Annotated in this window: 23 protein-coding genes and 2 pseudogenes; 10 read left to right on the top strand and 15 right to left on the bottom strand. The window is 70.0% G+C overall.

Annotated features, from left to right (window positions below; translation table 11 throughout):
- Positions 1-10 precede the first annotated feature (10 nt).
- The 4 genes from ABN273_RS42805 to ABN273_RS42790 all read right to left on the bottom strand — a co-directional run bounded on the left by ABN273_RS42805 (position 11) and on the right by ABN273_RS42790 (position 4,641).
- Positions 11-385 (bottom strand): VOC family protein, encoded by a 375-nt coding sequence (locus tag ABN273_RS42805; protein WP_349455215.1) that lies wholly within the window; start codon positions 383-385, stop codon positions 11-13.
- Between the two features lie 45 nt (positions 386-430).
- Positions 431-2,581 (bottom strand): accessory Sec system translocase SecA2, encoded by a 2,151-nt coding sequence (gene secA2 / locus ABN273_RS42800; RefSeq protein ID WP_349455214.1) that lies wholly within the window; start codon positions 2,579-2,581, stop codon positions 431-433.
- 203 nt (positions 2,582-2,784) lie between these two features.
- Positions 2,785-3,648: a DMT family transporter gene (locus tag ABN273_RS42795; protein WP_349455212.1), complete on the bottom strand. Its 864-nt coding sequence runs from the start codon at positions 3,646-3,648 to the stop codon at positions 2,785-2,787.
- Between the two features lie 177 nt (positions 3,649-3,825).
- Positions 3,826-4,641: an SAM-dependent methyltransferase gene (locus tag ABN273_RS42790; RefSeq protein WP_349455211.1), complete on the bottom strand. Its 816-nt coding sequence runs from the start codon at positions 4,639-4,641 to the stop codon at positions 3,826-3,828.
- 153 nt (positions 4,642-4,794) lie between these two features.
- On the opposite strand from ABN273_RS42790, the gene ABN273_RS42785 reads away from it, so the two are divergent.
- Entirely contained in the window at positions 4,795-5,139 is a 345-nt protein-coding gene (locus ABN273_RS42785; RefSeq protein WP_349455210.1) for a PRC-barrel domain-containing protein, read from the top strand.
- A gap of 58 nt (positions 5,140-5,197) precedes the next feature.
- Here ABN273_RS42785 and ABN273_RS42780 read toward each other — a convergent pair whose 3' ends face one another.
- The 3 genes and pseudogenes from ABN273_RS42780 to ABN273_RS42770 form a co-directional block, all read right to left on the bottom strand.
- A complete protein-coding gene (locus ABN273_RS42780) occupies positions 5,198-5,794 on the bottom strand; it encodes a nucleotidyltransferase (protein ID WP_349455209.1) in 597 nt (198 codons plus the stop codon).
- A gap of 207 nt (positions 5,795-6,001) precedes the next feature.
- On the bottom strand, positions 6,002-7,315 hold the full coding sequence (locus ABN273_RS42775; protein ID WP_349455207.1) for an RNA-guided endonuclease InsQ/TnpB family protein: 1,314 nt from the start codon (positions 7,313-7,315) through the stop codon (positions 6,002-6,004).
- 131 nt (positions 7,316-7,446) lie between these two features.
- Positions 7,447-7,653: pseudogene (locus ABN273_RS42770) on the bottom strand (LLM class flavin-dependent oxidoreductase); the annotation flags it as partial.
- A 69-nt stretch (positions 7,654-7,722) separates the two neighbouring features.
- Here ABN273_RS42770 and ABN273_RS42765 point away from each other — a divergent pair.
- Positions 7,723-7,872, top strand: a complete 150-nt coding sequence (locus ABN273_RS42765) for a GPGG-motif small membrane protein (protein WP_165959640.1) — start codon at positions 7,723-7,725, stop codon at positions 7,870-7,872.
- Between the two features lie 30 nt (positions 7,873-7,902).
- Positions 7,903-9,681 carry a PP2C family protein-serine/threonine phosphatase gene (locus ABN273_RS42760; protein ID WP_349455205.1) on the top strand — a complete coding sequence of 593 codons (1,779 nt, stop codon included), beginning with the start codon at positions 7,903-7,905 and terminating at the stop codon, positions 9,679-9,681.
- Here ABN273_RS42760 and ABN273_RS42755 read toward each other — a convergent pair.
- The 4 genes and pseudogenes from ABN273_RS42755 to ABN273_RS42740 form a co-directional block, all read right to left on the bottom strand.
- Positions 9,678-10,418, bottom strand: coding sequence for a metallophosphoesterase family protein (locus tag ABN273_RS42755; protein ID WP_349455203.1), 741 nt, complete (start codon positions 10,416-10,418; stop codon positions 9,678-9,680). The two genes, ABN273_RS42760 and ABN273_RS42755, sit on opposite strands and share 4 nt — an antisense overlap.
- Positions 10,402-10,650 (bottom strand): BON domain-containing protein, encoded by a 249-nt coding sequence (locus ABN273_RS42750; protein ID WP_349455202.1) that lies wholly within the window; start codon positions 10,648-10,650, stop codon positions 10,402-10,404. The genes ABN273_RS42755 and ABN273_RS42750 overlap by 17 nt, the downstream gene beginning before the upstream one ends.
- A 45-nt stretch (positions 10,651-10,695) precedes the next feature.
- Positions 10,696-11,232 (bottom strand): hypothetical protein, encoded by a 537-nt coding sequence (locus ABN273_RS42745; protein WP_349455201.1) that lies wholly within the window; start codon positions 11,230-11,232, stop codon positions 10,696-10,698.
- Positions 11,233-11,441: 209 nt separating this feature from the next.
- Positions 11,442-11,495 (bottom strand): annotated as a pseudogene (locus tag ABN273_RS42740) (hypothetical protein); the annotation flags it as partial.
- A gap of 81 nt (positions 11,496-11,576) precedes the next feature.
- Here ABN273_RS42740 and ABN273_RS42735 point away from each other — a divergent pair.
- The 3 genes from ABN273_RS42735 to ABN273_RS42725 all read left to right on the top strand — a co-directional run bounded on the left by ABN273_RS42735 (position 11,577) and on the right by ABN273_RS42725 (position 14,830).
- On the top strand, positions 11,577-11,912 hold the full coding sequence (locus ABN273_RS42735) for a hypothetical protein (protein ID WP_349455199.1): 336 nt from the start codon (positions 11,577-11,579) through the stop codon (positions 11,910-11,912).
- Between the two features lie 7 nt (positions 11,913-11,919).
- Positions 11,920-12,927 carry an SDR family oxidoreductase gene (locus tag ABN273_RS42730; RefSeq protein ID WP_349455198.1) on the top strand — a complete coding sequence of 336 codons (1,008 nt, stop codon included), beginning with the start codon at positions 11,920-11,922 and terminating at the stop codon, positions 12,925-12,927.
- Positions 12,928-13,000: 73 nt separating this feature from the next.
- Positions 13,001-14,830 carry a transketolase gene (locus ABN273_RS42725; RefSeq protein ID WP_349455197.1) on the top strand — a complete coding sequence of 610 codons (1,830 nt, stop codon included), beginning with the start codon at positions 13,001-13,003 and terminating at the stop codon, positions 14,828-14,830.
- Positions 14,831-14,899: 69 nt separating this feature from the next.
- Here the strand turns inward: ABN273_RS42725 and ABN273_RS42720 are convergent, their stop codons facing one another.
- Both ABN273_RS42720 and ABN273_RS42715 read right to left on the bottom strand, forming a co-directional pair.
- On the bottom strand, positions 14,900-15,283 hold the full coding sequence (locus ABN273_RS42720) for a ChaB family protein (RefSeq protein ID WP_349455195.1): 384 nt from the start codon (positions 15,281-15,283) through the stop codon (positions 14,900-14,902).
- Between the two features lie 13 nt (positions 15,284-15,296).
- Positions 15,297-15,578 (bottom strand): hypothetical protein, encoded by a 282-nt coding sequence (locus tag ABN273_RS42715; RefSeq protein WP_349455194.1) that lies wholly within the window; start codon positions 15,576-15,578, stop codon positions 15,297-15,299.
- Between the two features lie 38 nt (positions 15,579-15,616).
- On the opposite strand from ABN273_RS42715, the gene ABN273_RS42710 reads away from it, so the two are divergent.
- The 4 genes from ABN273_RS42710 to ABN273_RS42695 all read left to right on the top strand — a co-directional run bounded on the left by ABN273_RS42710 (position 15,617) and on the right by ABN273_RS42695 (position 21,037).
- A complete protein-coding gene (locus ABN273_RS42710) occupies positions 15,617-16,126 on the top strand; it encodes a shikimate kinase (RefSeq protein ID WP_349455193.1) in 510 nt (169 codons plus the stop codon).
- A gap of 12 nt (positions 16,127-16,138) precedes the next feature.
- Entirely contained in the window at positions 16,139-16,705 is a 567-nt protein-coding gene (locus ABN273_RS42705; protein ID WP_349455192.1) for a GNAT family N-acetyltransferase, read from the top strand.
- A 113-nt stretch (positions 16,706-16,818) separates the two neighbouring features.
- Complete coding sequence (locus ABN273_RS42700) at positions 16,819-20,325, top strand: WD40 repeat domain-containing serine/threonine protein kinase (protein WP_349455261.1); 3,507 nt, start codon at positions 16,819-16,821, stop codon at positions 20,323-20,325.
- Between the two features lie 55 nt (positions 20,326-20,380).
- A complete protein-coding gene (locus ABN273_RS42695; protein WP_349455191.1) occupies positions 20,381-21,037 on the top strand; it encodes a hemerythrin domain-containing protein in 657 nt (218 codons plus the stop codon).
- 20 nt (positions 21,038-21,057) lie between these two features.
- On the opposite strand, the gene ABN273_RS42690 is transcribed toward ABN273_RS42695, so the two are convergent.
- Both ABN273_RS42690 and ABN273_RS42685 read right to left on the bottom strand, forming a co-directional pair.
- Positions 21,058-22,059, bottom strand: a complete 1,002-nt coding sequence (locus ABN273_RS42690) for a hydroxyacid dehydrogenase (RefSeq protein WP_349455190.1) — start codon at positions 22,057-22,059, stop codon at positions 21,058-21,060.
- A gap of 136 nt (positions 22,060-22,195) precedes the next feature.
- On the bottom strand, positions 22,196-22,633 hold the full coding sequence (locus tag ABN273_RS42685) for a hypothetical protein (protein WP_349455188.1): 438 nt from the start codon (positions 22,631-22,633) through the stop codon (positions 22,196-22,198).
- Positions 22,634-22,657: the final 24 nt, after the last annotated feature.

Here is a 22,657-nt window from a genome sequence, read left to right as displayed (position 1 = left end):
CGGCCACAGGTCAGGACTGCTCGGGGCAGACGCAGAACAGGTGGCCCTCAGGGTCCTGCAGGACGATCCAGCGCACGCCGTCCTCCGTGACCCCCGGCTGGAACTCGGGCTTCGTGGCCCCCAGCGCGATGTAATCGGCCGCCGCCTGCTCCACGTCCGGCACCCTGAAGTCCAGGTGGAACTGCTTGTCCGGGCTCGGCCACGTCACCGGCTTGCGGTCGGGGACCCGGCCGAAGTAGATGTTCCTCGTCTCGTCCCCGATGGCCGCGTACTCGTCCTCCGCGTATTGGATCTCCCACCCGGTGATCTCGTGGTAGAACTCGGCCAGTTTCTTGGGCTCCGCGCAGTCGATGGTGAACGCCAGGAGCTTTGCCTTCGTCGTCATGGGTCCAGCCTTCCAGGCGTACCTGCCATCTTCTGTCAGGTACGGCTAGCCGCGTCGAGTGGCCGTCTTGACGCGTTTGAGAATCCGGTCCCACTCCGTGCCGAACGGGTTGTCCTGCACCAGGTACGTCCACGTCGCCGTCGGCCGCTTCAGGTCCGGCTCGGGTGCCTCGAAGGACTCCAGCGAGCGCCGTTCCACCTCCGCGAGCAGCGACTTGTACTCCGCCACCGCCTCCCGGTGGAACTCGTCGATCGGGCTCATCCGGCCCAGCGCGCGCAGGTGGATGCCCTCGCGGAGGTCTGTCAGGAACGCCAGGTGCTCGGTCCAGCAGCGGTCGATGGCGTGCAGGACGATCTGGCGGGCCGTCTCGTCCCTGGTGTCCTCCGGCAGCGACTCCCAGCGTTCCGGGTCGGCCGAGGACAGGGCCTTGGCGGCGGCGTCGCCGTGCAGGACCTTGTCGCGCCACTCCAGGATCAGCTCGCGCTGGTGCTCCAGGAGGCGGGTGTAGCGCCAGGTGTTGCGGTGGATCTCCAGGTTGACGCCCTCGGCGACGCGCTGGGCGTGGCCGACGAGGTACGCGCCGCGCCGGTGGCGGACGATGCCGTCCGCCTCGGCGGGGGGCGGGCGCTCGTCGGAGACGAACTGGGTGATCAGGTCGTCCTGCATGCTGACGAAGAAGACCGAGCCGCCCGGGTCGCCCTGGCGGCCGGCCCGGCCGCGGAGCTGGTCGTCGAGGCGGCTGCTGGCGTGGCGGCCCGAGCCGATCACGTACAGGCCGCCCAGCTCGGCGACGCCCTCCCCCAGGCGGATGTCGGTGCCGCGCCCGGCCATCTGGGTCGAGACGGTGATGGCGTCGCGCTCGCCGGCCCTGGCGATGATCGCGGCCTCTTCCGCGTCGTTCTTGGCGTTGAGCACGACCGGCTCCATGCCGCGGCGATGGAGCAGCTTGGCGAGGTTCTCCGACTCGGCGACGTCGAGCGTGCCGATGAGGATGGGCCGGCCGGTGGCGTGGGCCTCCTGGATCTCCTCGACCAGCGCGGCGTCCTTGTCGGGCACGGTCGGGTAGATGCGGTCCGGCTCGTCCCCGCGCACGCACGGGCGGTTGGACGGGATGACCGCGACCTTGAGGCCGTAGAACTCGCCGAGCTGCTCGCTGACGGCCACGGCCGTGCCGGTCATGCCGCAGATCTGCGGGTAGCGGCGGATCAGGCCCTGAACGGTGATCGAGTCGAGGATCTCGCCCTTCTCGCTCGGCGGCAGCGCCTCCTTGGCCTCCACGGCCGCCTGCAGGCCGTCGGGCCAGCGCTGGAGCAGCGCCACCCGGCCACGCGAAGGGTTGATCAGCTGGACCTTGCCGTCGCGCACGATGTAGTCGACGTCGCGGGCGAGCAGGGCGTGGGCGTGCAGGGCCAGGTTGAGCTCGATGAGCGTGCCCGGCTCGTGCTCGTCGTAGAGCTCGACGCCGAGGAGGTTCTCCACGCTGTCGGCGCCCTTGGGGGTGAGGTAGACGTTGCGGGCCTGCTCGTCGATCTCGTAGTGGTAGCCGCGAACAAGCTGCCTGACCAGCGCCGCCATCTCCGGCACCGCGTTACCCGGATCGGTCGACCCGGCCATCACGAGCGGCACGCGGGCCTCGTCGACGAGCACGGAGTCGGCCTCGTCGATCAGGGCGACCTCGGGCGCGGGCACGATGATCTCGCTCGCGTCGGTGCGGAGCCGGTCGCGCAGCACGTCGAACCCGATCTCGCTGACTGGCCCGTACGTGACGTCCTTCGCGTACGCCTCGCGCCGCTCGTCCGGCGTGGAGTTCTGTCCGATCCAGCCCACGCTGACGCCGAGCGCCTCGTAGAACGGTCCCATCCACTCGGCGTCGCGCCTGGCCAGATAGTCGTTCACCGAGATCACGTGGACACGCTTGCCCTGCAACGCGTAGCCCGCCGCCGCCATGGCGCCGGAGAGCGTCTTGCCCTCGCCGGTGGCCATCTCGGCGACCTTCCCGTCGAGGAGGGCCAGCGTGCCGAGCAACTGCACGTCGTACGGCCGCAGTCCCAGCGTCCTGTCGGCGGCCTCCCGTGCGACGGCGCAGAACTCGGCCAGATCGTCCATCGTGGGCTCGGGCAGCTCGTCAAGCTCGCGCACCCGCTCGGCACGGGCGTCAGCCGCCTTGACGACCTTGAGATAAGGGGTCAGTGGCACCCCGCCTGGACGATCCAGGAGGTTCCTGAGAATTCCCTTTATTGAGGCCACAGTTCCTCCAACGCACGCTTCGCCGACACCGTTCCCTCTTTTTAGGGAGTCCCTCTTTCAAGGGAGGGGAGCGAGCGACGATACGGCAAGCGTCGCCGTACCGGACCTTAACTCATCCGGCGCGCTGTGCCGTCACATCGCTCGCGCCCGAGTCACCTGGATTCAGTGCGTGCGGCGAGAATCCCGACGGCCGCCAGCAGCAGCGCGCACCCCGACCAGGCGAGAGGTGTGAGCGTTTCGCCGAACAGCACCACGCCGAGCAGCGCCGCGCCCACGGCCTCGCCGAGCGAGATGATCGACACCGTGGTCGCGCGGAGCACGGTGAGCGCGCTGAAGAACAGGCCGTAGGCGAGGGCGGTCGGCACCGCGCCCAGATAGAGCAGCAGCGACACCGACGCCGCGCTCACGTCCGGCACCACCCCTTCCACCAGCGCGAACGGCGCCAGGCACACCGCGCCGACCACGAACCCGCCGATCGCCACGCCCTGCGGATCGTCGTCCTTGTGCCGCCTGGAGTAGAGCGTGACGCCGGCGTATCCGGCGGCCGAGGCCAGCGCGAAGCCGATGCCGGCAACCGATGACGGGCGCGACTGCAGTGCGGTCTCGCCGGTGAGGAGGACGAGCCCGGCCAGGGCCGCGGCGAGGGCGGTGCCGGCGACGCGGCCGAGCGGCTCGCGAAGGAGGAAGCGACTGCCCAGGGCGGTGAAGACGGGCGTGGCGCCCATCGTCACCACGGTCGCGACGGCCACGCCCGAGTGGGCGATCGCGGCGAAGTACGCCGTCTGGTAGACGGCCATTCCGGCCCCCACCAGCAGGAGCCGTCCGTTGACGACGACGGGGCGGCGGGTGAGGACGAGGAGGAAGGCGGCGCCGAGAAGGTAGCGCCACAGGGAGACGCCGGCGGGGCCGAGGTCGCCGGTCTGGAAGAGCAGCGAGCCGGCGGCGCCGCCCGTGCCCCAGGCGGTCGCGGCCACGGACACGTAAAAGGCGCCCCGCCGGGCGGAGACATGGGTCATGAGAGGAGTGCTCCGGATGGAGTGGTTGGAATGGGCCCGGTGTGCGGGCAGCAACCACCCCCGGATCGATCAGACCCGGAAATTTCAGGAAATGCCGCCCGCTATCGGGCGGGGGGCGGGGAGCAGATCAAACGTCGCGGCACGGGCCCAACCTTAGCGCTCAGCGTGCCGGCGTGCTCAGGGCTTGCGGGCCACGCCGCCCAGCAGCAGTTCCTCCCAGATCGCGAGCGGGCCGGGGATGCGCTCGTCGGGATGCCATTCGGGAAAGTGCACCACTCCGGGCTCCACCAGCACCAACCCGTCGAAGAACGCGGTGATGGACGCCCGGTCGCGGAAATAGCCGGTGCCCATGGTGGCCTGGAGCATCGCCTCCAGGGCCTGGGCCTTGGGGTTGGCCGAAGCCAGCATGTTGGAGGCGGCGAGGTAGCTGCCCTTCGGCAGCGCGGACATGTACCGCCTGACCAGCCCGTGCGGGTCTGCACGGTCCGGGAAGAGGTGGAGCACACCGATGATCAGGATCGCCGTGGGCTGCGACAGGTCGATCAGGCGGCGCAGCGTCGGGTGGCCGAGCACGGCGTCCACGTCGCGAACGTCGGCGGTGATGGCGCCGGTGCACGGGTTGCCGTTCAGCAGGGCACGGGCGTGCGGCTCCACCATGGGATCGATGTCGACGTAGACCACCCTGGACCTGGGGTCGGCGAACTGGGCCACCTCATGGGTGTTCTCCACTGTGGGCAGCCCGGCGCCCAGGTCGATGATCTGCCTGACCCCGGTCTCGCGGATGAGGAAGTCCACCACCCTGCCGACGAAGGACCGGTTGCACCAGACGAGGTCCACCACCTCGGGCACCGCGTCCTTCAGCTTGCGCGCCACCGCGCGGTCGGAGGCGAAGTTCTCCATGCCGCCGAGCAGGGCGTCGTGCACGCGCGCCACGCTCGGGCGCGCCGGATCGACCCCGGGAGGAACCCACTCGTACTCGTTGGCGAGGCTCATCCCGCCCCCCTTCACCGGCTCGTGACCGGGATCGTAGCCGAGGATCGACCCGGGCCGCCGGACGACGAGCACTTTGCGAGTGGTTTACCCGGCCCGGTCCGGGTAGCGGGAGTGCGCCCGAGAAAGACGGAAGAAGAGAGGGAGAGAGCCCCCATGGAGCTCTGGAACTATCGACCTGACGTCTACGACCGCGGCCAGCCCCTGGACCTCATCGGCTACCACGTCCAGGCGACCGACGGAAAGATCGGGACCGTCGACGAGGCGACGTACGAGGTCGGCGAGAGCTACGTCATCGTCGACACCGGCCCGTGGATCTTCGGCAAGAAGGTCATGCTCCCGGCACAGGTCATCACGAGCATCGACCCTCAGGAGCGCGATCTGTACGTGGCGCGCACCAAGGCCGAGATCAAGGCCGCGCCCGAGTTCGACGAAGGCACGTTCAAGGAGCCCGAGTACCGATCGCGAATAGGCGACTACTACGGCCGCCTGCCGCGGTGACTCCAGTGCCGTGAAAGGAGGGCCGCGCCCCACGAAGGGCGCGGCCCTCCGCCGTGTCTCACGGCCACTTGGGATCGCCCAGCGGCTCGATCGGCCCCTTCAGCACGTCCAGCCGCTCCAGCAGCGTGAGGAAGGTCATCGCGTACGGCGAGTCCTGGAGCACAGCCGCCACGCGCGGCCAGTCGACCTGCTCGCGCAGCGCGCGCACCTGGGCCAGCAGCGCTCCGTAGTCGCAGGCGTGCTCCGACAGCGGCAGCAGCCACGTGATGACCAGATCGGTGGCCTCCAGTACGGGCACGATCACCGCGGAGGCCTTGAGCGGCTCGGCGCGGTCGAGCAGCTCGTCAGTGATCGGCAGGTCGGACACCCGGTAGATCAGGTCTACCAGGCGCCCCTCGTCATACGCCTTGACGAGCCAGTCCTCCGGCGGCTTGGCCGTCTGGAAGCCCAGCTCGCGCAGCGCTTCAAGCGCGGCCGGCACATCATGCTCCGTGAGCACGAAGTCCACGTCGTGCAACGACGGCGCGGCGCCCCTCGCGTACGCGGCGCACCCACCGGCCAGCGCGAACTTCACTCCGGCATCCTTCAGCCCGGAGCTGGCACGCTTGAGCGTGTCGAGGATGGCGTCGGTGACCGCGTGGCCGTGGCTAGTCATGTTTTCGGGCTACCCAAACGATCGTCAACTAGACGTTGGACAGCGTTACCTCAGGGTAGCGCCAGGAGGTATGACCGAAATCCCCGAGAAGACCGAACAGAACTATGAGGGTGGTGGTGGTGGTGGTGGGGTGGTGGTGGTGGCCGAACCCCGACATTTGACGTGCTCCTCCACATGAATGACTGATGTGGAGGATTCCTGTGCTGCTTACGCAGCAGCTCGCAGCGCGGGTGCGGGCGAGACTGTGGGACAGGATGCTTGACGCTTCACAGACCCCGGTATCCCGGAGTCTCCACGTCCTGTGACCGCCCGTCCGGCGGCAGAGTTGTACCGATGAAGCTGGTTTCGGGCGGCGTTGGTATCGGCGTTGCCGATCCATCCGCACGCCAGGTTCTTGCACGCGAACCGCGATTGCGTTTCGCGTGATCCTGGAGTGGTGGTGTGGCAGCGGTGGCACTCTTGGCTGGTGCCGTGCGGGCGGACCTTGGCGACCAGGCCGCCATGGTCGGCGCTCTTGTAGGTAAGGAGCTCCACCGTTCGGCCCCACGCCTGGTCCGCGATCGAGCGGTTCAGGCCCCGCTTTTGGGCGACGTTGATCCCCGGCTCCTGCACGGTCCCGCGCGCCGAGGCCATCATGGCGGTGATGTTCAGGTCTTCGACCACGATCGCGCTGAACCGCCGCGCGAGGTCGGTCGTGCTCTGATGCTGCCAGTCGACGGCTCGGCGCTTGGCTGTCGCGCGGAGCCGGGCGATCTGGTCGTAGGTGCGGCGTTCCCGGTTGGATACCGGGTCGCCTTTCTTGCGGGTGGCACGCTGACGGGCGCTTTTGCGCTCCAGACGCAACAGCCGCTCGCTCTGCCCGCTGGTGAGCCACGGGCCGTGCCGAAGCTGTTGCCCGTTGGAGAGGGCGAGAGGGACCGTGATACCCCGGTCCATGCCGGCCTTCGGCCCGGTGTGCAGGACGGGGGCGGATACGAGCAACTCGGCACGGAAGACGATGTTCCACCCGTGGGCTTGTTTCACCAGGCGAGCCCCGGTGATCCTTCCGGATGGTCCGCCCTTGGTGACGCCGGGCAGGTCTTTCGTCCACCGGAACTTCACCCGCCCGACCTTGGGCAGGTTCACCGCACCCCACCTGCGGTTGATCCGGGTGATCTGCAAGTCGCGGGCCTGGGGGACGTCCACGACCATCCGGGACCGGAACCGGCCCTTGAACGTCGGGCGCTTGGCCGGATGGCCGGGATTGAAGAAGTTCGCCCACGCCTGCCGGTAGGTCTTCAGTACGGCTTGCGCGGCCTGAGCGGGCAGCTGCCCCATCCACTCGATCTCGTGGCGAGCCTGGCGAATCGCCGCGTCGCACTCCTTCAGCGACGCGAACCGGCCCTGACGGAAGGTCGTGAACTCATGGAGCAGGTTCCACAAGGCACGCGCGGTATGGGCTTGACCGTCCAAAACGGCCACCTGGGCCGGACCGAGGTCGAGTCGCGCCACGTGCGCACGAGTCCGCTTCACCTTCTCCACACGCTGATCATATCGTTTGGTTTATGTCACCACGATGGAATCCGAACCCCGATACGAAAGGGGATGGTATGTCGTCTGCAACCTCCACGCCCATTTGGTGTTCGTGACAAAGTACCGGTGTGGGGTGAACCGGTGGTGATCGGCAGAGACGTGGCCTCGGCCACCGCGCCGATGACGGACCAGACGAACGGGGCCTGCCCCTGCTCGTCCAGCCACGGGTGGAAGTGATCGGATATCCAGAGGGCCTCGAAGCCGGCGCGCTCGGCGGCCTTGGCCTGCCGCACCAGCTCTCTGGGGCCGTGCTCCTCACAGGACAGGAAATAACCGAAGGTCGTCATGCGAATTCCCTGCCCCTTACGCAAGGGAAAAACATGTTATGTAACTCATCCTGAGGGCAGCTGCAGTTTATGGCTACTTTGCTCTGGATCATCGCGGTAATACTCGTCATTTCCGGGATCTATGTGATCCTGGCCAGGCGCGACCTCCTGTGGGGGATCGTGCTGATCGTACTCGGATTCCTCGTCGGACCTGGTGGGGTAAGCATCTTCAATGTGTAAGTTCGCCGCTCCCCAGGGCATGGGGAGCGTGTGAGCAAATATCCGCCGTTCAGCCGCTTCGAAACGGGCGCGGCCTCGGCGAGAGTACGTGAACAGCTCGCGCGGCTGCGGCACCGCATGCGCAACGAGGCCATACTCGACGAGGCGACCGCCCGGCTCGCGGCGCAGCTCAACATACGCCCGGGCGAAGCCGCCGCACAGCTCGCCCGGATGGCGCAGCACAGCGGGCTCGACCTGATCGAGGTCGCCAAGGGCGTCGAGCGGCCGCAGGAGGAGACACTGGCGCTCGCCGTGCCCGCCTGGATACACGGGATGCTGGAAGCCGTCCACGCCTCGGCCCTCTACCTCACACCCGTCAAAGACTCTCTGGGCCGCGTGGTGGACTTCCGCATCCTGGCGGCGAACCGGCACGCCAGAACCGTGCCGGGGCGCGCCGCCGGCGAGCTGGCCGGGCGCCGGCTCATGACGGCCACCCCCGGCGTGGCCAGCTGCGGGCTGCTCGACGACTACATCGTCGTGTACGAGACCGGCGAGGCGGTGCACCGGCAGCCCCTGGAGTACGTGGAGGTGATGGACTACCTGCTCTGGCCCGCCACGCTGAGCGTGCGCGCGTCACGCGTGGACGACGGGCTGCTGGTGAGCTGGCGCACGCTCGACGACAAGGAGCTCCTGGTCTCCGGCTGGGAACGCGCCCAGCGCCTGGCGGAGCTGGGCTGGGGCGAGTGGAACCTGGCCACCGAGCGCACGTTGTGGACGCCCCAGATGTATGAGATGTTCGGCCGCGACCGCGACGACGGGCCGATGTCGCTGGAGGAGCTGCCCGGCGTCGTCGTGCCCGAGGACCTGCCGATCGTCGAGGACATGATGCACTCCCTGCTGGAGTTCAGGGAGGCGGTCGAGACCGAGTTCAGAATCCAGCACCGGCACGGGGTGCGCCATCTCAGCGTGTTCAGCGAGCCGATACTCGACGGCGACGGCCTGCCGGTCAGGGTGCGCTGCCTGACCCAGGACGTGACCAGGAACCGCCGCAGGGAGCGGGCCCTGGCGGTGGCGCACGAACAGGCCCACTGGCAGCGCAAGCGGGCCGAGGAGGAGCACCGGGTCACCGTCCAGCTGCAGAACACGATCATGCCGATCCGCCGCGGCCTCATCCAGCTGCCCGGGCTGACCGTCTGCGTGCGTTACCTGCCCGGCGAGCAGCTGGCCCGGCTCGGCGGCGACTGGTTCAAGGCCCGCCTCATGCCCGACGGCCGCGTGCTGCTGGCGATCGGGGACGCGATGGGACACGGGCTGACCGCGGCCAGCATCATGCTCCAGATGCGCTCGGGCCTGGCCGGGCTGGCCTACACGGGAGCCCACGCGGGCCGGCTCACCACCTGGCTGAACGATCTCATCGTGCACTCCAGCGAGGGCATCACCGTGACCGGCACCGCGGTCATCGGCCACTTCGACCCTGAGGAGCACACCTACGCCTGGACGAACGCCGGACACCCGCCGCCCGTGCTGATCAGGAATGACCACGCCGCGCTGGTGCAGGGAGCGGCGGGGACGATGCTGGGGGCGTTCGACGCCGCCGAGTACGGCCTGACCACCACCCGGCTCGAGCCCGGCGACGTCCTGCTGCTCTACACCGACGGGATCGTCGAGCGGCGCGAGCAGGACCTGGAGAGCGGCATGGAGGCGCTGGTCCAGGCCGCGCACCTGTGCGCCGGGAAGGATCCAGAGGAGATCATCAACTGCCTGCTCAAGCGGCTGGGCGGGGAGAACGCCGAGGACGACATCTGCCTGCTGGCCGCGAAGGTCCTCTAGAAGCCGCTCTCGCAGTCGAGGCAGTAGACCGCGTAAGACCGTCCGAGCACCGGCATCGCGACGTTACGCACCCTGATGCCGCCCGGCGTCATGCCCTTCTCACTGCCCTTGTGCGCGTGCCCGTGCAGGATCAGGTCGGCGCCCGCCGTGTCGACCGCCTCCGCCAGCAGGTAGCTGCCCAGGAAGGGGTAGATCTCGGGCGGCTCGCCCTCCAGCGTCTCCTTGATCGGGGAGTAGTGCGACAGCACCACGCGCTTCTCGGCCACGATCTCCTTCAGCGCGACCTTCCACGACTCGGCGATGTAGCGGGTGTGGGCGACGAAGTTCTTGATCTCCCGCTCGCCGAACTCGCTGGCGCACTTGCCCGCGTACCCGCCGCCGAACCCCTTCCCGCCGACCACGCCCAGCTTCCTGTCGCCGCACTGGAGGACCGCGCCGTCGTCGTCCAGCACGACGACGCCGGCGTCGCGTAGCTCGCCGGCGATCTCGTACTGCAGGTCGGAGTGGTAGTCGTGGTTGCCGAGCACCGCGACGACGGGGATCGGCAGGCCGCGCAGCTCGTCGGCCACGACCCGTCCCTCCTCCAGTGTGCCGTGCCTGGTCAGATCTCCCGCCAGCATCAATACGTCCGCGCGTTCCTCGATGGCCCCCAGATTCTTCCGGTACTGGCCTCGGTCGTCCTCGCCCAGGTGGATGTCTCCGACGGCCGCGATGCGCAGGTCAGTCAAGACGCTCATCCTCCCCCGGTTCCCTGGCCTCCACGACCTTGATCTCGTTGTGCAAGTGGAGCTCGGGCGCGGCTTCGTGCGCCACCTGACCCAGCCGCTCGCGCTGCCCGGCGCCGCTCACCTGGCCGCGCAGGAACAACTGGTCACCTCGTATGTCGACGCGGATTCCGAGCTCGTGCGTGCGTCCGTCCTCGGCCAGCGCCTGCTGGACGCGGGCCGCGACGTACTGCGGAGCTTCCATCGCTCGCCTCCTTCTTCTGTCGCCGCATGCCCGGGGACGAACAGCTCAAACGGCGCGGATGAGGTCGATGACCGCGTGTTCCACCGTGCCCGCCGTGGCCAGCTGCCCGAAGTCGACGTCCGCGCCCAGCTCGGTCAGCACGGCCGCGATGGTCCTGTCCTGGTCGTACGCCTCGACCACCCGCGGGTCCACGTACGACGCCCTGGCCACGGTGGGGGTGTTGCCGAGGTATTCGGCGACCTCGCGCATGACCCGGGCGACCGCCCGCCTCTTCTGACCGGCCGGCTTGGACACCGCCAGGCCCACGGCGGCCAGGACCGTGGCGTGCCAGGTGCGGAAGTCCTTGGCGGTGACCTCGTACCCGATGGTCTCCCGCAGGTAGTCGTTGATGTCCTCGCTCCTGATGTCGGCCCAGCCGCCCGCGTGCCGGTAGCGCAGCAGCTCGCCCTGGACGCCGAGCGCCTTGAGCGCCCTGAGCACCTTGCACGCCCCGGGATCGGCCACCTCGACCTCCCGCAGGACGTCCCCCTTGGCCTGGTACGAGCACGAGACGATGCCGTTGACGCAGATGACGTGCTCCATCCTGAGCGTGGCGAGCCCGTAGGTGTCGTAGCTCTCGCCGCCGATAACGCCGGCAACCGCTCTGCCACCTCGAGCACCCGGTCGAACTTGGCCTGGTCCTGCTGCTCGCGCCACAGGTCGTGGTAGCGGTACTGCCTGCGCCCGGCGGCGTCCGTGCCCACGGCCTGCAGGTGGCCGCGGGGCGACCCGCAGATCCACACGTCGATCCAGGCCGGGGGGATGGCGAGCGCCTTGATCCGGTCCAGCGTGGCGCGGTCGCGCACCGGCCCCCCGTCGGGGCCCTCATAGCCGAACCCACGCCCGCGACGCTTCCGCACGATCCCCGGTTCGCTTTGGTCACTGGGATGCAGCTCGAGCACGGAACGCCGCTACCCCTGACGTTAGGCAACAAACAGCACGGGCAGATGAGCCGCATGTCTGACTTGCCTGATAACGGAAAGTGGCACGAGGAAGGCGACGCGAAAGGCCATCCCATGGTGCCGGCCACACCGCGCGACGTGGTGCACATCAGGGTCGGGTCGTTCATGCTGGTGTTCCTCTTCGCGTTCGCGGTGCTCGGGATCATCGCGCGCGCCCCGGTCATGACCGGGGTCGCAATCGTGCTGGGCATCGCCACGGTGGTCGACATCGTCCTGGCCGTACGGCGCCAGAAACTACGACAGAACGGAGAGGCGGGCTGATCTCGACATGGCACCACTTCGAGGGCGGGTGGTAGTGGTGACGGGCGCGAGCGGCGGGGTCGGCCGTGCGGTCGTCCGCATGCTCGGCCGGCAGGGAGCAAAGGTGGCGCTCATCGCCCGGGGCACGACCGGGCTGGGCGCCGCCGCCGTGGACGTGGGTGTGGAGGGAGGCACGGGGCAGGTATTCGAGGCCGACATAGCGGACTACGACCAGGTGAGGCGGGCCGGGGAGCGTATCGAGGCGGAGATGGGACCGATCTCCGTCTGGATCAACACCGCCTTCTCCTCCGTCTTCAGCAAATTCACTGAGATCTCCCCGGAGGAATACACCCGCACCACCGCGGTGACGTACCTGGGCTATGTCTGGGGCACGAAGGTGGCCCTGGACCTGATGCGCCCGCGCGGCACGGGCACGATCGTCCAGACCGGCTCGGCCCTGTCCTACCGCGGCATCCCGCTGCAGTCGGCGTACTGCGGCGCCAAACACGCGATCAAGGGCTTCACGGAGTCGCTCCGTACCGAGCTGCTGGCCGACGGCAACGGCATCCACGTCACCCTGGTGCAGTTGCCCGCGGTCAACACCCCGCAGTTCGACTGGGTGCTGTCCAAGCTCCGCCGCCACCCGCAGCCGGTCCCCCCGATCTACCAGCCGGAGGTGGCGGCCAGGGCCATCGTGTACGCGGCCGAGCACCCCGAGCGCAAGGAGTACTGGGTGGGCGCCAGCACCGCCGCCACCCTCCTGGCCCAGCGCGTGGCCCCGGCGCTGGTGGACCGCTACGTGGCCAGGACCGGCGTGCGCTCCCAGCAGACCGACGAGAAGCCGCCGAGCGGCGTGTCCAACCTGTGGCAGCCGGCCGACGAGGCGGAGGACTACGGCGCCCACGGCTCGTTCGACGACCGCTCCCATGCCCACAGCCCCCAGCTCTGGTTGTCGCAACACCGTGGCCCGGTCCTCCTCGCCCTGGCCGGAGGCACCGCCGCCGCCTTCGCCGCACTCCGCCGCCGAAACCGTTGAGCCGGGCGCGATTCTCACAGGGGTTAAGGGGGCGTGGCGGGGTAGGCGGCGGGAAACCGTTTCCGAGGAGGCCATGATGCCCGAGCGCGATCTTCAGTACCTGACCGAGCTGGCCGCGCAACTTCGTGTCGACTCCGTACGAGCGGCCGCGGAGGCCGGGTCCGGCCATCCGACCTCGTCCATGTCGGCGGCCGATCTGATGGCCGTGCTGTTCGCCTACCACCTGCGTTACGACTTCGACCACCCGGACAATCCCGCCAACGACCATTTGATCTTCTCGAAAGGCCACGCGTCGCCCCTCCTCTATTCGCTCTACAAGGCGGCCGGGGTCATCGGCGACAAGGAGTTGCTGACGTTCCGGAAGCGGAGCAGCCGGCTGGAGGGTCACCCCACGCCCCGGCTGCCCTGGGTGGACGTGGCGACCGGGTCGCTGGGGCAGGGCCTGCCGGTAGGGGTCGGGGTGGCCATGGCCGGGCGGCTGGAACGGTTGCCGTACCAGGTGTGGGTGCTCTGCGGGGACAGTGAGCTGGCCGAGGGGTCAATCTGGGAGGCGGCAGAGCACGCGGGCTGCGAGGGGCTGGCCAACCTGACCGCGATCGTGGACGTGAACCGGCTCGGCCAGCGGGGGCCGACCCGGCATGGGTGGGACACCGGGGCGTACGCGCGCAGGTTCGGGGCGTTCGGATGGCACACGATCGAGATCGACGGGCACGATCCCGGGCAGATCGACTACGCCTTGAGCGACGCCCGTAACACGCGCAGGCGGCCGACCGTGATCCTGGCCAAGACACGCAAGGGCGAGGGCGCCCTGGAGGTCGAGAACCGCGAAGGGGCCCACGGCAAGCCGCTCAAGGATCCGGACAAGGCGATCGAGGAGCTGGGCGGCTCCAGGGACGTGCGGGTGGAGGTGCACAAGCCCGATGACTCCCCCGCGCCGTACCGGTTCGAGACCAGGCCGATGAGTCTGCCGGCGTACAAGGTGGGCGACAAGGTGGCCACGCGGACGGCGTTCGGGGAGGCGCTCGCGGCGCTCGGCGCGGCGCGGGAGGACGTCGTGGTGCTGGACGGCGAGGTGGCGGACTCGACCAGGACCGAGGCGTTCGCGAAGGAGTTCCCCGAGCGGTTCTTCGAGATGTACATCGCCGAGCAGCAGCTCGTTGCCGCCGCCGTGGGCCTGCAGGTGCGCGGGTGGCGGCCGTACGCGGCCACGTTCGCGGCGTTCCTGAGCAGGGCGTACGACTTCATCAGGATGGCCGGCGTCAGCAGGGCGTCGATCCGGCTGGTCGGCTCGCACGCGGGGGTGTCGATCGGCGAGGACGGGCCGTCCCAGATGGGCCTCGAGGACCTGGCGATGCTGCGCGCCATATACGGGAGCACCGTGCTCTACCCGTGCGACGCCAATCAGGCGGCGGTGCTGACCGTCGAGCTGGCCGACCTCGAAGGCGTGTCCTACCTGCGTACGACGCGCGGGGACACGCCGGTGATCTACCCGCCGGGCGAGCGGTTCCCCGTGGGCGGGTCACGCATACTGCGCCACTCGCACAACGACCGGGCCACGATCGTCGCCGCGGGCGTGACCGTGCACGAGGCGCTGGCGGCGGCCGACGAGCTGCGTGACGCCGGGATCCCGGTGGGGGTGATCGATCTGTACTCGGTCAAGCCCGTCGACACGTCGGTGCTGGTCGAGGCGGCCACCACCACGGGCAATCTGATCACGGTGGAGGATCACCGGCTGGAGGGCGGGCTCGGCGACGCGGTGATGGACGCGGTCAGCGAGCTGGGGCCGCGGGTGGTGAAGCTGGCCGTGATGGGCCTGCCCGGGTCCGCGACGCCGGAGGAGCAGCTCGCCCTCGCCCGCATCGACCGCCGCGCGATCGCCGAGGCGGTCAAGCGGCTGTTGTGACGGACGGCGGTGACACGCATGAGGGCCGACGGCTTGTGCGCCACCGGCCCTCGGAGTGGACGGCCCCGGTCAGCGGGCCTTCGCCGTGGCCCTCCGATTGGCCTTCTTGATGGCGCTTACCAGCTCCTGCTTGGTCATCTTGGACCGGCCGCGTACCTCGAGCTGTGCGGCCACCTTCTGCAGGTGCTCCTTGCTGGCGTTGGCGTTGACGCCCTCGGCCGTCCTGCCGGACCGGTCGGTCGCGCCCTTGTCGGAAGGCCCCTTCTTCTCCTTCGGCTCCCAGTGGTCGCCGACCTTCTCGAACGAGTGCTTCAGCGCGGCGAACGCGGTCATGTGGGCGCGCCGGCCCTCGCCGTACTCCTGCACGGCGTTGTCGTGCGCCTTGATCCACGTGTTCTGCGCCTTCTTCGGCGAACGTTTGATGGTCGACGGCAGCTCTTCGACAGCGGGCATGCCGATTCACCTCCTACAGCGGTGGTTCGTCGTAGTGGCGGCGTTCCTCGTACACGGTGGTCCTGCGGGCTTCAGGCTCCTCGTAGACGTCGTGGCGGTGCACGGGCTCGTCGATCGGGCCGACCGCCCTACGGGTGACGCTGATCCGGTAAATGCCGAACAGGAGTCCGACGAGGCCACCGAGCATGAGGATGACCCCTACTACGTTGATGTCGAGGCCGGCGAGATCGAACTCGACGGCCCAGGTGAGGATCGCGCCGAGCATGATGAGGATGATGCTTCCGGCGATGGTCATCAGATTTACCTCCTTGACACGAAGGAACCTCTATCCACATGTCGAAAAACAAACCAGTCGTGGTGGTCGGGCTGATGGGCTCGGGCAAGTCGACGGCCGGCCGGTTGATCGCCGAGGCGCTGGGGCTGCCGTTCAGTGACAGCGACCCGTTCCTCCAGGCGCGGTACGGCGGCACCGCCGCGCAGCTCGCCGCCCGCGACGGCGCGGACACGCTGCATGGGTACGAGGCCGAGCACGTGCTGCACGAGCTGGCCGGGGAGCCTGAGGTCGTCGCGGCGGCCGCGAGCACGGTGGAGGACCCCCGGGTGCGCGCGGCGATGGACAAGGCGTTCGTGCTCTGGGTGGACGCCTCCGACGAGGTGCTGGCCCAGCGGATGAAGTCGAGCGACCACCGCCCCGACTTCGACCCGGCCGCGATGCGGGCCCGGCGCGAGCCGTACTTCCGCGAGGTCGCGGACCTGAGATGCGACGTCGGCACCATGCGCCCCGAGGAGGTGCGGGACGCGGCATTGCGGGAAATGGGTTTGCCCGTCGAGGACCCGCACTGATAGCCAGATGGGATGCCACACGGGATGTTCGCCGAGAAACCCACGCTGACGGGCGAGCGCGTGACGCTGCGCCCGGTCGGCCCCGAATACGTCGACGGCCTCTTCGAGCTGATCTCCGACCCCGAGGTGGGCCGGCTGACGGGCTCCCACGGCGAGATCGACCCCGAATTCGCCCGCCAGTGGTACGCCACCAGGAAGGACCACGCCGACCGGCTCGACCTGGCGATCATCGCGGACGGCGAATACGTCGGCGAGGTCGTGCTCAACGAGCTCGACCGGCACAACCTCTCCTGCAATCTGCGCATCGCGCTCATCGGCGAGCGGGTCTTCGGCAAGGGCTACGGCACCGAGGCCATCAGGCTGGTCCTCGACCACGCCTTCGCCACGACGCCGCTGCACCGGATCAAGCTCGACGTCTACGCCTTCAACGAGCGGGCGCGCCACGTGTACAAGAAGGTCGGCTTCGTGGAGGAGGGCGTGGAGCGGGACGCCCTGCTGTGGGACGGCGAGTGGCACGACGCGGTGCTCATGTCGGTGCTTCGCCACGAGTGGCCGGCAAGATCCAGGAGCCTGGCATAATGATCATGACGCATGGGTCCCCCGAGGCGCGCGGGGGACCTGTGGCGTTCTGTGGATCTTGTTGTTTCGGGGACAACCAATGTGCGGTGTCGTGCATCTAAGCATCAGTGACGATGCGCTTGGTGCCCGGTGACCCCGAGAGGCTCGGCGGCTTCTGGCTGGCGGCCAGGCTCGGCGCGGGCGGTCGCGGCGTGGTCTACGACGCGTACGACGACGAGGGGCGCCGCTTCGCGGTCACGGTGCCGCGGGGCTCGCGCGAAGGCCAGGCCGGGCGCCGGTTCGAGCGGGTGACCTGCCCCCATCTGGCCGAGGTGGTCGCCGTCGGAACCGACGAGGGTGTGCCGTACGTGGTGAGCGAATACGTGGACGGGCCGGACCTGCGGCGGGCCGTGGAGCTGCACGGGCCCTACCAGGGTGATGAGCTGGTCGCGCTGGCCGGGGCGCTGGGGTCCGCGCTGGACGCGCTGCACGAGGCGGGGCTGACGCATCGGGGGCTCGATCCGGAGAGCGTGCTGCTGGCCGCTGGCGGCCCCAAGGTGATCGAGCTGGGCGTGCCCGCCGGCGGGACGTACACGTACACGGCGCCCGAGGTCCTGACCGGGAAGGAGGCCGGGGCGGCGGCCGACGTGTTCGCGTGGGGCGCGGTGGTGGTGTTCGCGGCCACCGGGCGCGACCCGTTCAGCGGGGAGAGCCTGGGCGGGGTCATGCACCGGCTCCTGACCGTCGATCCCGACCTGGACGTGCTCCCCGAGCCGCTGCGCGAACTGGTCGGACGGGCCCTGGCCAAGGATCCCGCCGACCGGCCGGCGGCGCGGGAGCTGCGCGTCGAGAGCCCAGGCGAGGGCGCGGCGGAGGTGCGGCCGCCGGCGGGACACACGGGGCCGCGCTCGCTCGGTGAGGTGGCCGAGGAGGTGTACCAGTCGCTCACGCCGCGGCAGCAGGCGGAGGTGCCGGGGCTGCTGCTGCGCCTGTTCGACGGCGACAGCCCGCACGACGAGGGTGACGTGCTCGGCCCGCTCATGGACGCGGGTCTCCTGGTACGGCGGAGCGTACGCGTGCCGCCGACCGAGACCACAGTGGGCAAGCTCGTGGCCGTCAGCGACAACCGGGTGGCCCCCGCCAGCGCCGCGCTCTACCGGGCCTGGCCCCGGCTGCGCGACTGGCTCGCGGACGAGCGCGAGAGCATGCAGGTGCACCGGCTGATCCGCGAGGCCGCCAGGAGCTGGTCCGAGCACCGGCGCGGCCGGAGCCGGCTCCTTCGCGGCCAGGCGCTCGACACCGCGCTCGCCTGGGCCGCGACCAAGCGCCGCCATCTCCGCCTCAACCAGCTCGAACGCGACTTCGTCAACGACAGCGTGGCCCTGTCCAAGCAGCGCAGGAAGCTCCTCGCGCCCGCGCTGGCGGCGCTCGGCGCGGTGCTGGCCGTCGCGGTGACGCTGTCGGTGGTGTCCGTGCACGGGCAGAACCAGCTGCGCGAGCAGCTCATCGAGGCCAACGCGCGGGCCGTGGCCGCCAGGGCCGAGGCGCTGCGGTCGTCCGACCCGCGTACGGCGATGCGGCTGAGCGTGGCCGCCTGGAAGCTGTCGCCGGTGTTCGAGGCGCGGGCCGCGCTGCAGGCCTCTCTCGTGCAGCCGGAGCTGGGGATGTTCACCGATCCGGCCGCCGACATGCGGGCGCGTTACCTGCTGCGCGGGGACGAACTGGTCAAATGGGGCACCGGCGCGGTCACCGTCTGGGACATGGGCCGCGGGCGGCGGCTCGCGTCGTACCCGCTGCCCGCGGGGAGCGTACTGAGCGACGACGGGAAGTTCGCGGTGGGGGCCGACGGCAGGCCGTTCGAGGTGGCCACGGGGCGCCCGCCCGCCGCGACGGCCGCCTATGCGATCAGCCAGGACAACAGGACGAGGGTCTATCGGGGCGACCGGCTGCTGTTCGACGTCGCCGACCGCCAGGTGACGCTCTCCACGGACGGGACCCAAGCGGCCTTCTCCGCTCTGAACGGGCGGGTCGAGCTGTGGGAGCTCGGCGGGCGGACCAGGACGGGCGCGGTCGAGGTCCAGCCGCTCACCGGCGCGGACGCGGCGGCGCCCGCCCTGGCGTTCAGCCCGGACAGCGCCACGCTGGCGGTGGCGGGGCGCGACGGGGTCACGCTCGTGGCGGCGCGGCGGACCGGGACCGTGCGCGCGGAACGCGCGGATACGTTCGGCACCGACGGCCCCGGGCCGGCGAACACGGCACCGTCCGAACGGGACCCCGCAGGCGCGGCGTCACCGGTTCCCTCGGCATCCACTGGGCAGGAGCCCGTCGACGCGGCATCCACTGGGGAGAAGCCTGCCGACGCGGCGTCGCCGAGCCCTTCGGTGGGCGGCCGTCCTGAGGCGCTCCGCTCGGACAGGCACGACGCTCGGGACGCGGAGCGCGACAGCTCGAAGGCGCCCGTCCTGTCCGGCGTGGAGGTGGTCGGCAACGACGACCTGGGGCACACCTCGGCCGACCCGCCCGCCTTCAGCCCCGACGGCCGTCTGCTCGCCCTGCCGGGCGAGGGAGCGGTGCGGGTCTGGAACGTGGCCGAGCGCCGCCTGGCAGGCGCGTACCCGCTCAGGAACCCCGAGCGCGGCCTGGCCTTCTCCACCGACGGACGCTCGCTGCGCTACCTGAGCGGCGCCGGATCCGTCATCTCGCTCGACGTTTCAGGGCTGCCGGTCCCGTCAGAGGACAGCCACACCGCCGCCTTCTCCGGCAACGGGCGCATAGCCGCCAAAGAGGTCGGCGACTCGATCGAGCTCACCGATGCCGTCGAACGCAAGCCGCTGGGCCGCGTCGCCGCCGCCGGTGATCTGGCCTTCGACGCGGACGGCCGGCTGCTCGCCGTCGCGGGTGACCCGGTGACCGTGTGGGAGGTGGCCGGCGGCAGGCAGGTGACCGCCATCGACGCGGGCGGCGACGTGACCGCCGTCGCGCTCTCCCCCACCGGCGACACGCTGGCCACCGCGCGCGGCAAGACGCTGGAGACGTGGGACGTGCGCGCGGGGCGGCGCATCAAGATGTACGAGGGCGCGGGTGACCTGGCGCTGGCCTTCAGCCCCGACGGCTCGACGCTGGCCGCCGGCGCCAAGCTGCTCGACCTGCGCACCGGCGCGGTCACCCCGCTCGACCTCGCCCTGTCCGCCGAGGCCGGGGAGGCGCCGCCGGCGCCCACCGCGCTCGCCTTCTCCCCCGACGGGCGCACGCTGGCGTTCGGGCTGGAGGGCGGCCGGGTGCTGCTCTGGGACGTGAGCAAACAGGAGCCGCGGGGCACGATCCAGACGGGCACGGCGCCGGTGAACGAGCTCCGCTTCTCCCCCGACGGCGACCTGCTGGCCATCAACACCGCCCGTACCTCGCTCTGGGACGTGAGCACGATGCGCGAGGTCGGCCAGGCGGGCTCATGGGCCGCGGGCCCGGCCTTCACCCAGGACGGCAGGCGGCTGCGCGGCGTGGCGCTCGACGGCACCGTACGCGAGAGTCCGGTCGATCCGGCGCTGGCGGCGCAAGAGGTGTGCGCCAAGGCGGGCGGGGCGCTGAGCAGGGCGGAGTGGACCAGGTTGATCCCCGAGAGCGGCTACCAGGACAGCTGCTGACGGGCGACAAGCCGGCGACCAGAGGACGAAAAGTGGGCCGGCCCATGCTGGCCGCATGAACACCGTACAGATCCTGGCCGTTTCGCCCCGGAAGAGCGGCGAGCGTGAGCCGGACCTCACCTCCATGTACGTCATCCACCGCGCCATGCTCGCCGACCTGCGGCGCCTCACCGACCTGCTCGGCGGGGCCGGCCCGCTGCTCGGCGCCAGGCTCTGGGCGACGCGCGCGTACGCGGCCGCGATCCTCACCGAGGTGCACGACCACCACGCGAACGAGGACGAGCTGCTGTGGCCCATCATCGAGCGGACGGCCGGTCACGCTGTGGACCTCAGCCCGTACAACGACGACCACCAGGCGCTCGGCCCCATACTCGACCGGTGCCGCGCCGCGCTCGGCCGCGACCGTCACGAGCTGGAGTGGGCCCTTGGCGTGCTGCTCCACATGCTCGACGAGCACATCGCCGAGGAGGAGTCGCAGCTGTTCCCGATCATCTCCAGGTTCGTCCCGTACGAAGCGTACGCCTGGGTGGAGAAGCAGGTGGCCAAGCGGGCGGGGCTGGCGCAGCTGACGTTCACGGCGCCGTGGCTGCTGCGCTACGCCACGGCTGACGAGGGCGCGCGGCTGCTGGCGGGGGCGGGGGCGCCGCTGCGGCTGCTGTACGCCCTCACCAAGAGCCGGTACGCCCGGCGCGAGCGCATGGTCTTCGGCTAGTCCCGTCCATACTGCTGGTGTCAGGCACTTCTGGCCAGTTCCTCCGCTCCCACGCCGTGCCGGAACGGCAGCCCCTGGGCGTACCTGCCAAGCTCGTCGAGGGCCAGGTGGGCGAGGCGGGGCAACTCGCCGCCGAGCGAGCCGGCGATGTGCGGGGTGAGCAGGATGTTCGGGAGGTCGTAGAGGGGCGAGTCGGCGGGCAGCAGGTCGGGCTCGGTCACGTCGATCACCGCGTACAGCCGCCCGCTGGCCAGCTCGGCGATGAGCGCGTCCTGATCCACGAGCGCGCCGCGAGCCGTGTTGATCAGTGTCGCGCCGTCGGGCATGCGCGCGAGGCGGCTCCCGTCTATGAGGTGCCTGGTCTCCGGGAGCGCGGGCGCGTGCAGGCTGATCACGTCGCACCGCTCGAACAGCTCGTCCAGCTCGACGCGCGGCACGCCCAGGTCCTCCGTCAGGTACGGGTCGGCGACGAGCACGTCCAGCTCGAACGGGCGCAGCAGCTCGATCACCCGGCGGCCCACCCTGGAGGCGCCGACGATGCCGATCGTGCGCCGGTAGTTGCCGAAGCCGGGGAAGCGGCTCTCCAGGTCGAGTCGTGCCCGGTGCTCGCGGTAGAGCCGGGAGATGTCGAGAACCCGCTTGTTCGCGAACAGGATGGAGGCCAGCGTGTACTCGGCGACCGGCTCGGCGTTGGCCGCCGCGGCGGACGAGACCAGGATGCCGCGCTGCCAGCACGCCTCGGTGACGTGATGCTTCACGGAGCCGGCCGCGTGCACGACCGCGCGCAGCCTGGGCGCCCTGGCCAGCACCTCGTGGGTGAGGGGCGGGCACCACCAGCTCGTGTAGAGCACCTCCGCCTCGGCCAGTGCCTCGGCCACGACCGGGTCGGCGAAATCCTCGGCCACCAGGCCGGGGTCCACGTCGGCGATGCCGAGCAGGCGGTCGCGCACCTGCCCCGTGACAAGCCGCTCAGCCACCGGCCGCCCCATGGCGAGCAGGGTCTTCGGCCGCGATTCGGTCATTCGCTCCCCAACAATCAATTCGATCGAATCGATCATAACGAAGGAGCCGATCATGACTCCGCGCGCCCTCAGGACGCGGGAGCGGTGACCGCCTGAGCGGCCAGGGGCCGAGGAGGATCAGCCCCTGGCCCCGTGGTCACCTGTACCACTCGTAGTGGACGCTGGTCTTTGTCTTGGTGTCGAAGTCGATCTCGCCGTCGAGGTAGCGGTTCCACAGGTTGGCGAGTTTCGCCGACCGCACGGTGCACCCGGCCCAGCGGACCCCCTTGGGGCGGATGCTGCCGACGTAGTCGTAGCAGGCCCCGACCTTCTTGCCGTTGACCCAGAGCCGGGCGTTCAGGCTGACGTCGTAGAGCTTCGTGCGGGAGACGTTCTTGATCCGCACCTTGATGCGGCAGGTGTCCTCGCACTTGCCGAAGTAGATCTTGTAGTCGAGCAGATGCGGACGAGCTGTCGTACCTGCTCCCAGGGCGGTCTGCGCCACCGTGGACGCCGAGGCTGCCGCCGGCGCCACCGCGACGACCCCGGTCGCGGCGGTGGCGGCTAAGAGCATGCCGACAAGAGTCCTGGTCATGTTTCCCCCATGGCACTGAACAGC

It is taken from the genome of Nonomuraea sp. B19D2 (assembly GCF_040137845.1).
Lineage (GTDB): Bacteria > Actinomycetota > Actinomycetes > Streptosporangiales > Streptosporangiaceae > Nonomuraea.
Note: the sequence above shows the minus strand (reverse complement) of the source record. Positions and strands in the feature narration are given on the sequence as shown.

Excerpts from the sequence above, each read along its gene's own strand:
- ABN273_RS42700 (WP_349455261.1), top strand. The coding sequence starts at position 16,819 with ATGCGCTTGGTGCCCGGTGACCCCGAGAGGCTCGGCGGCTTCTGGCTG.
- ABN273_RS42705 (WP_349455192.1), top strand. The coding sequence starts at position 16,139 with ATGCCACACGGGATGTTCGCCGAGAAACCCACGCTGACGGGCGAGCGC.
- ABN273_RS42745 (WP_349455201.1), bottom strand. The coding sequence starts at position 11,232 with ATGGAGCACGTCATCTGCGTCAACGGCATCGTCTCGTGCTCGTACCAG.
- ABN273_RS42685 (WP_349455188.1), bottom strand. The coding sequence starts at position 22,633 with ATGACCAGGACTCTTGTCGGCATGCTCTTAGCCGCCACCGCCGCGACC.
- ABN273_RS42730 (WP_349455198.1), top strand. The coding sequence starts at position 11,920 with ATGGCACCACTTCGAGGGCGGGTGGTAGTGGTGACGGGCGCGAGCGGC.
- ABN273_RS42765 (WP_165959640.1), top strand. The coding sequence starts at position 7,723 with ATGGCTACTTTGCTCTGGATCATCGCGGTAATACTCGTCATTTCCGGG.
- ABN273_RS42720 (WP_349455195.1), bottom strand. The coding sequence starts at position 15,283 with ATGCCCGCTGTCGAAGAGCTGCCGTCGACCATCAAACGTTCGCCGAAG.
- ABN273_RS42725 (WP_349455197.1), top strand. The coding sequence starts at position 13,001 with ATGATGCCCGAGCGCGATCTTCAGTACCTGACCGAGCTGGCCGCGCAA.
- ABN273_RS42795 (WP_349455212.1), bottom strand. The coding sequence starts at position 3,648 with ATGACCCATGTCTCCGCCCGGCGGGGCGCCTTTTACGTGTCCGTGGCC.
- ABN273_RS42785 (WP_349455210.1), top strand. The coding sequence starts at position 4,795 with ATGGAGCTCTGGAACTATCGACCTGACGTCTACGACCGCGGCCAGCCC.
- ABN273_RS42715 (WP_349455194.1), bottom strand. The coding sequence starts at position 15,578 with ATGACCATCGCCGGAAGCATCATCCTCATCATGCTCGGCGCGATCCTC.
- ABN273_RS42710 (WP_349455193.1), top strand. The coding sequence starts at position 15,617 with ATGTCGAAAAACAAACCAGTCGTGGTGGTCGGGCTGATGGGCTCGGGC.
- ABN273_RS42750 (WP_349455202.1), bottom strand. The coding sequence starts at position 10,650 with ATGGAAGCTCCGCAGTACGTCGCGGCCCGCGTCCAGCAGGCGCTGGCC.
- ABN273_RS42805 (WP_349455215.1), bottom strand. The coding sequence starts at position 385 with ATGACGACGAAGGCAAAGCTCCTGGCGTTCACCATCGACTGCGCGGAG.
- ABN273_RS42735 (WP_349455199.1), top strand. The coding sequence starts at position 11,577 with ATGCAGCTCGAGCACGGAACGCCGCTACCCCTGACGTTAGGCAACAAA.
- ABN273_RS42690 (WP_349455190.1), bottom strand. The coding sequence starts at position 22,059 with ATGACCGAATCGCGGCCGAAGACCCTGCTCGCCATGGGGCGGCCGGTG.
- ABN273_RS42695 (WP_349455191.1), top strand. The coding sequence starts at position 20,381 with ATGAACACCGTACAGATCCTGGCCGTTTCGCCCCGGAAGAGCGGCGAG.
- ABN273_RS42755 (WP_349455203.1), bottom strand. The coding sequence starts at position 10,418 with ATGAGCGTCTTGACTGACCTGCGCATCGCGGCCGTCGGAGACATCCAC.
- ABN273_RS42790 (WP_349455211.1), bottom strand. The coding sequence starts at position 4,641 with ATGAGCCTCGCCAACGAGTACGAGTGGGTTCCTCCCGGGGTCGATCCG.
- ABN273_RS42780 (WP_349455209.1), bottom strand. The coding sequence starts at position 5,794 with ATGACTAGCCACGGCCACGCGGTCACCGACGCCATCCTCGACACGCTC.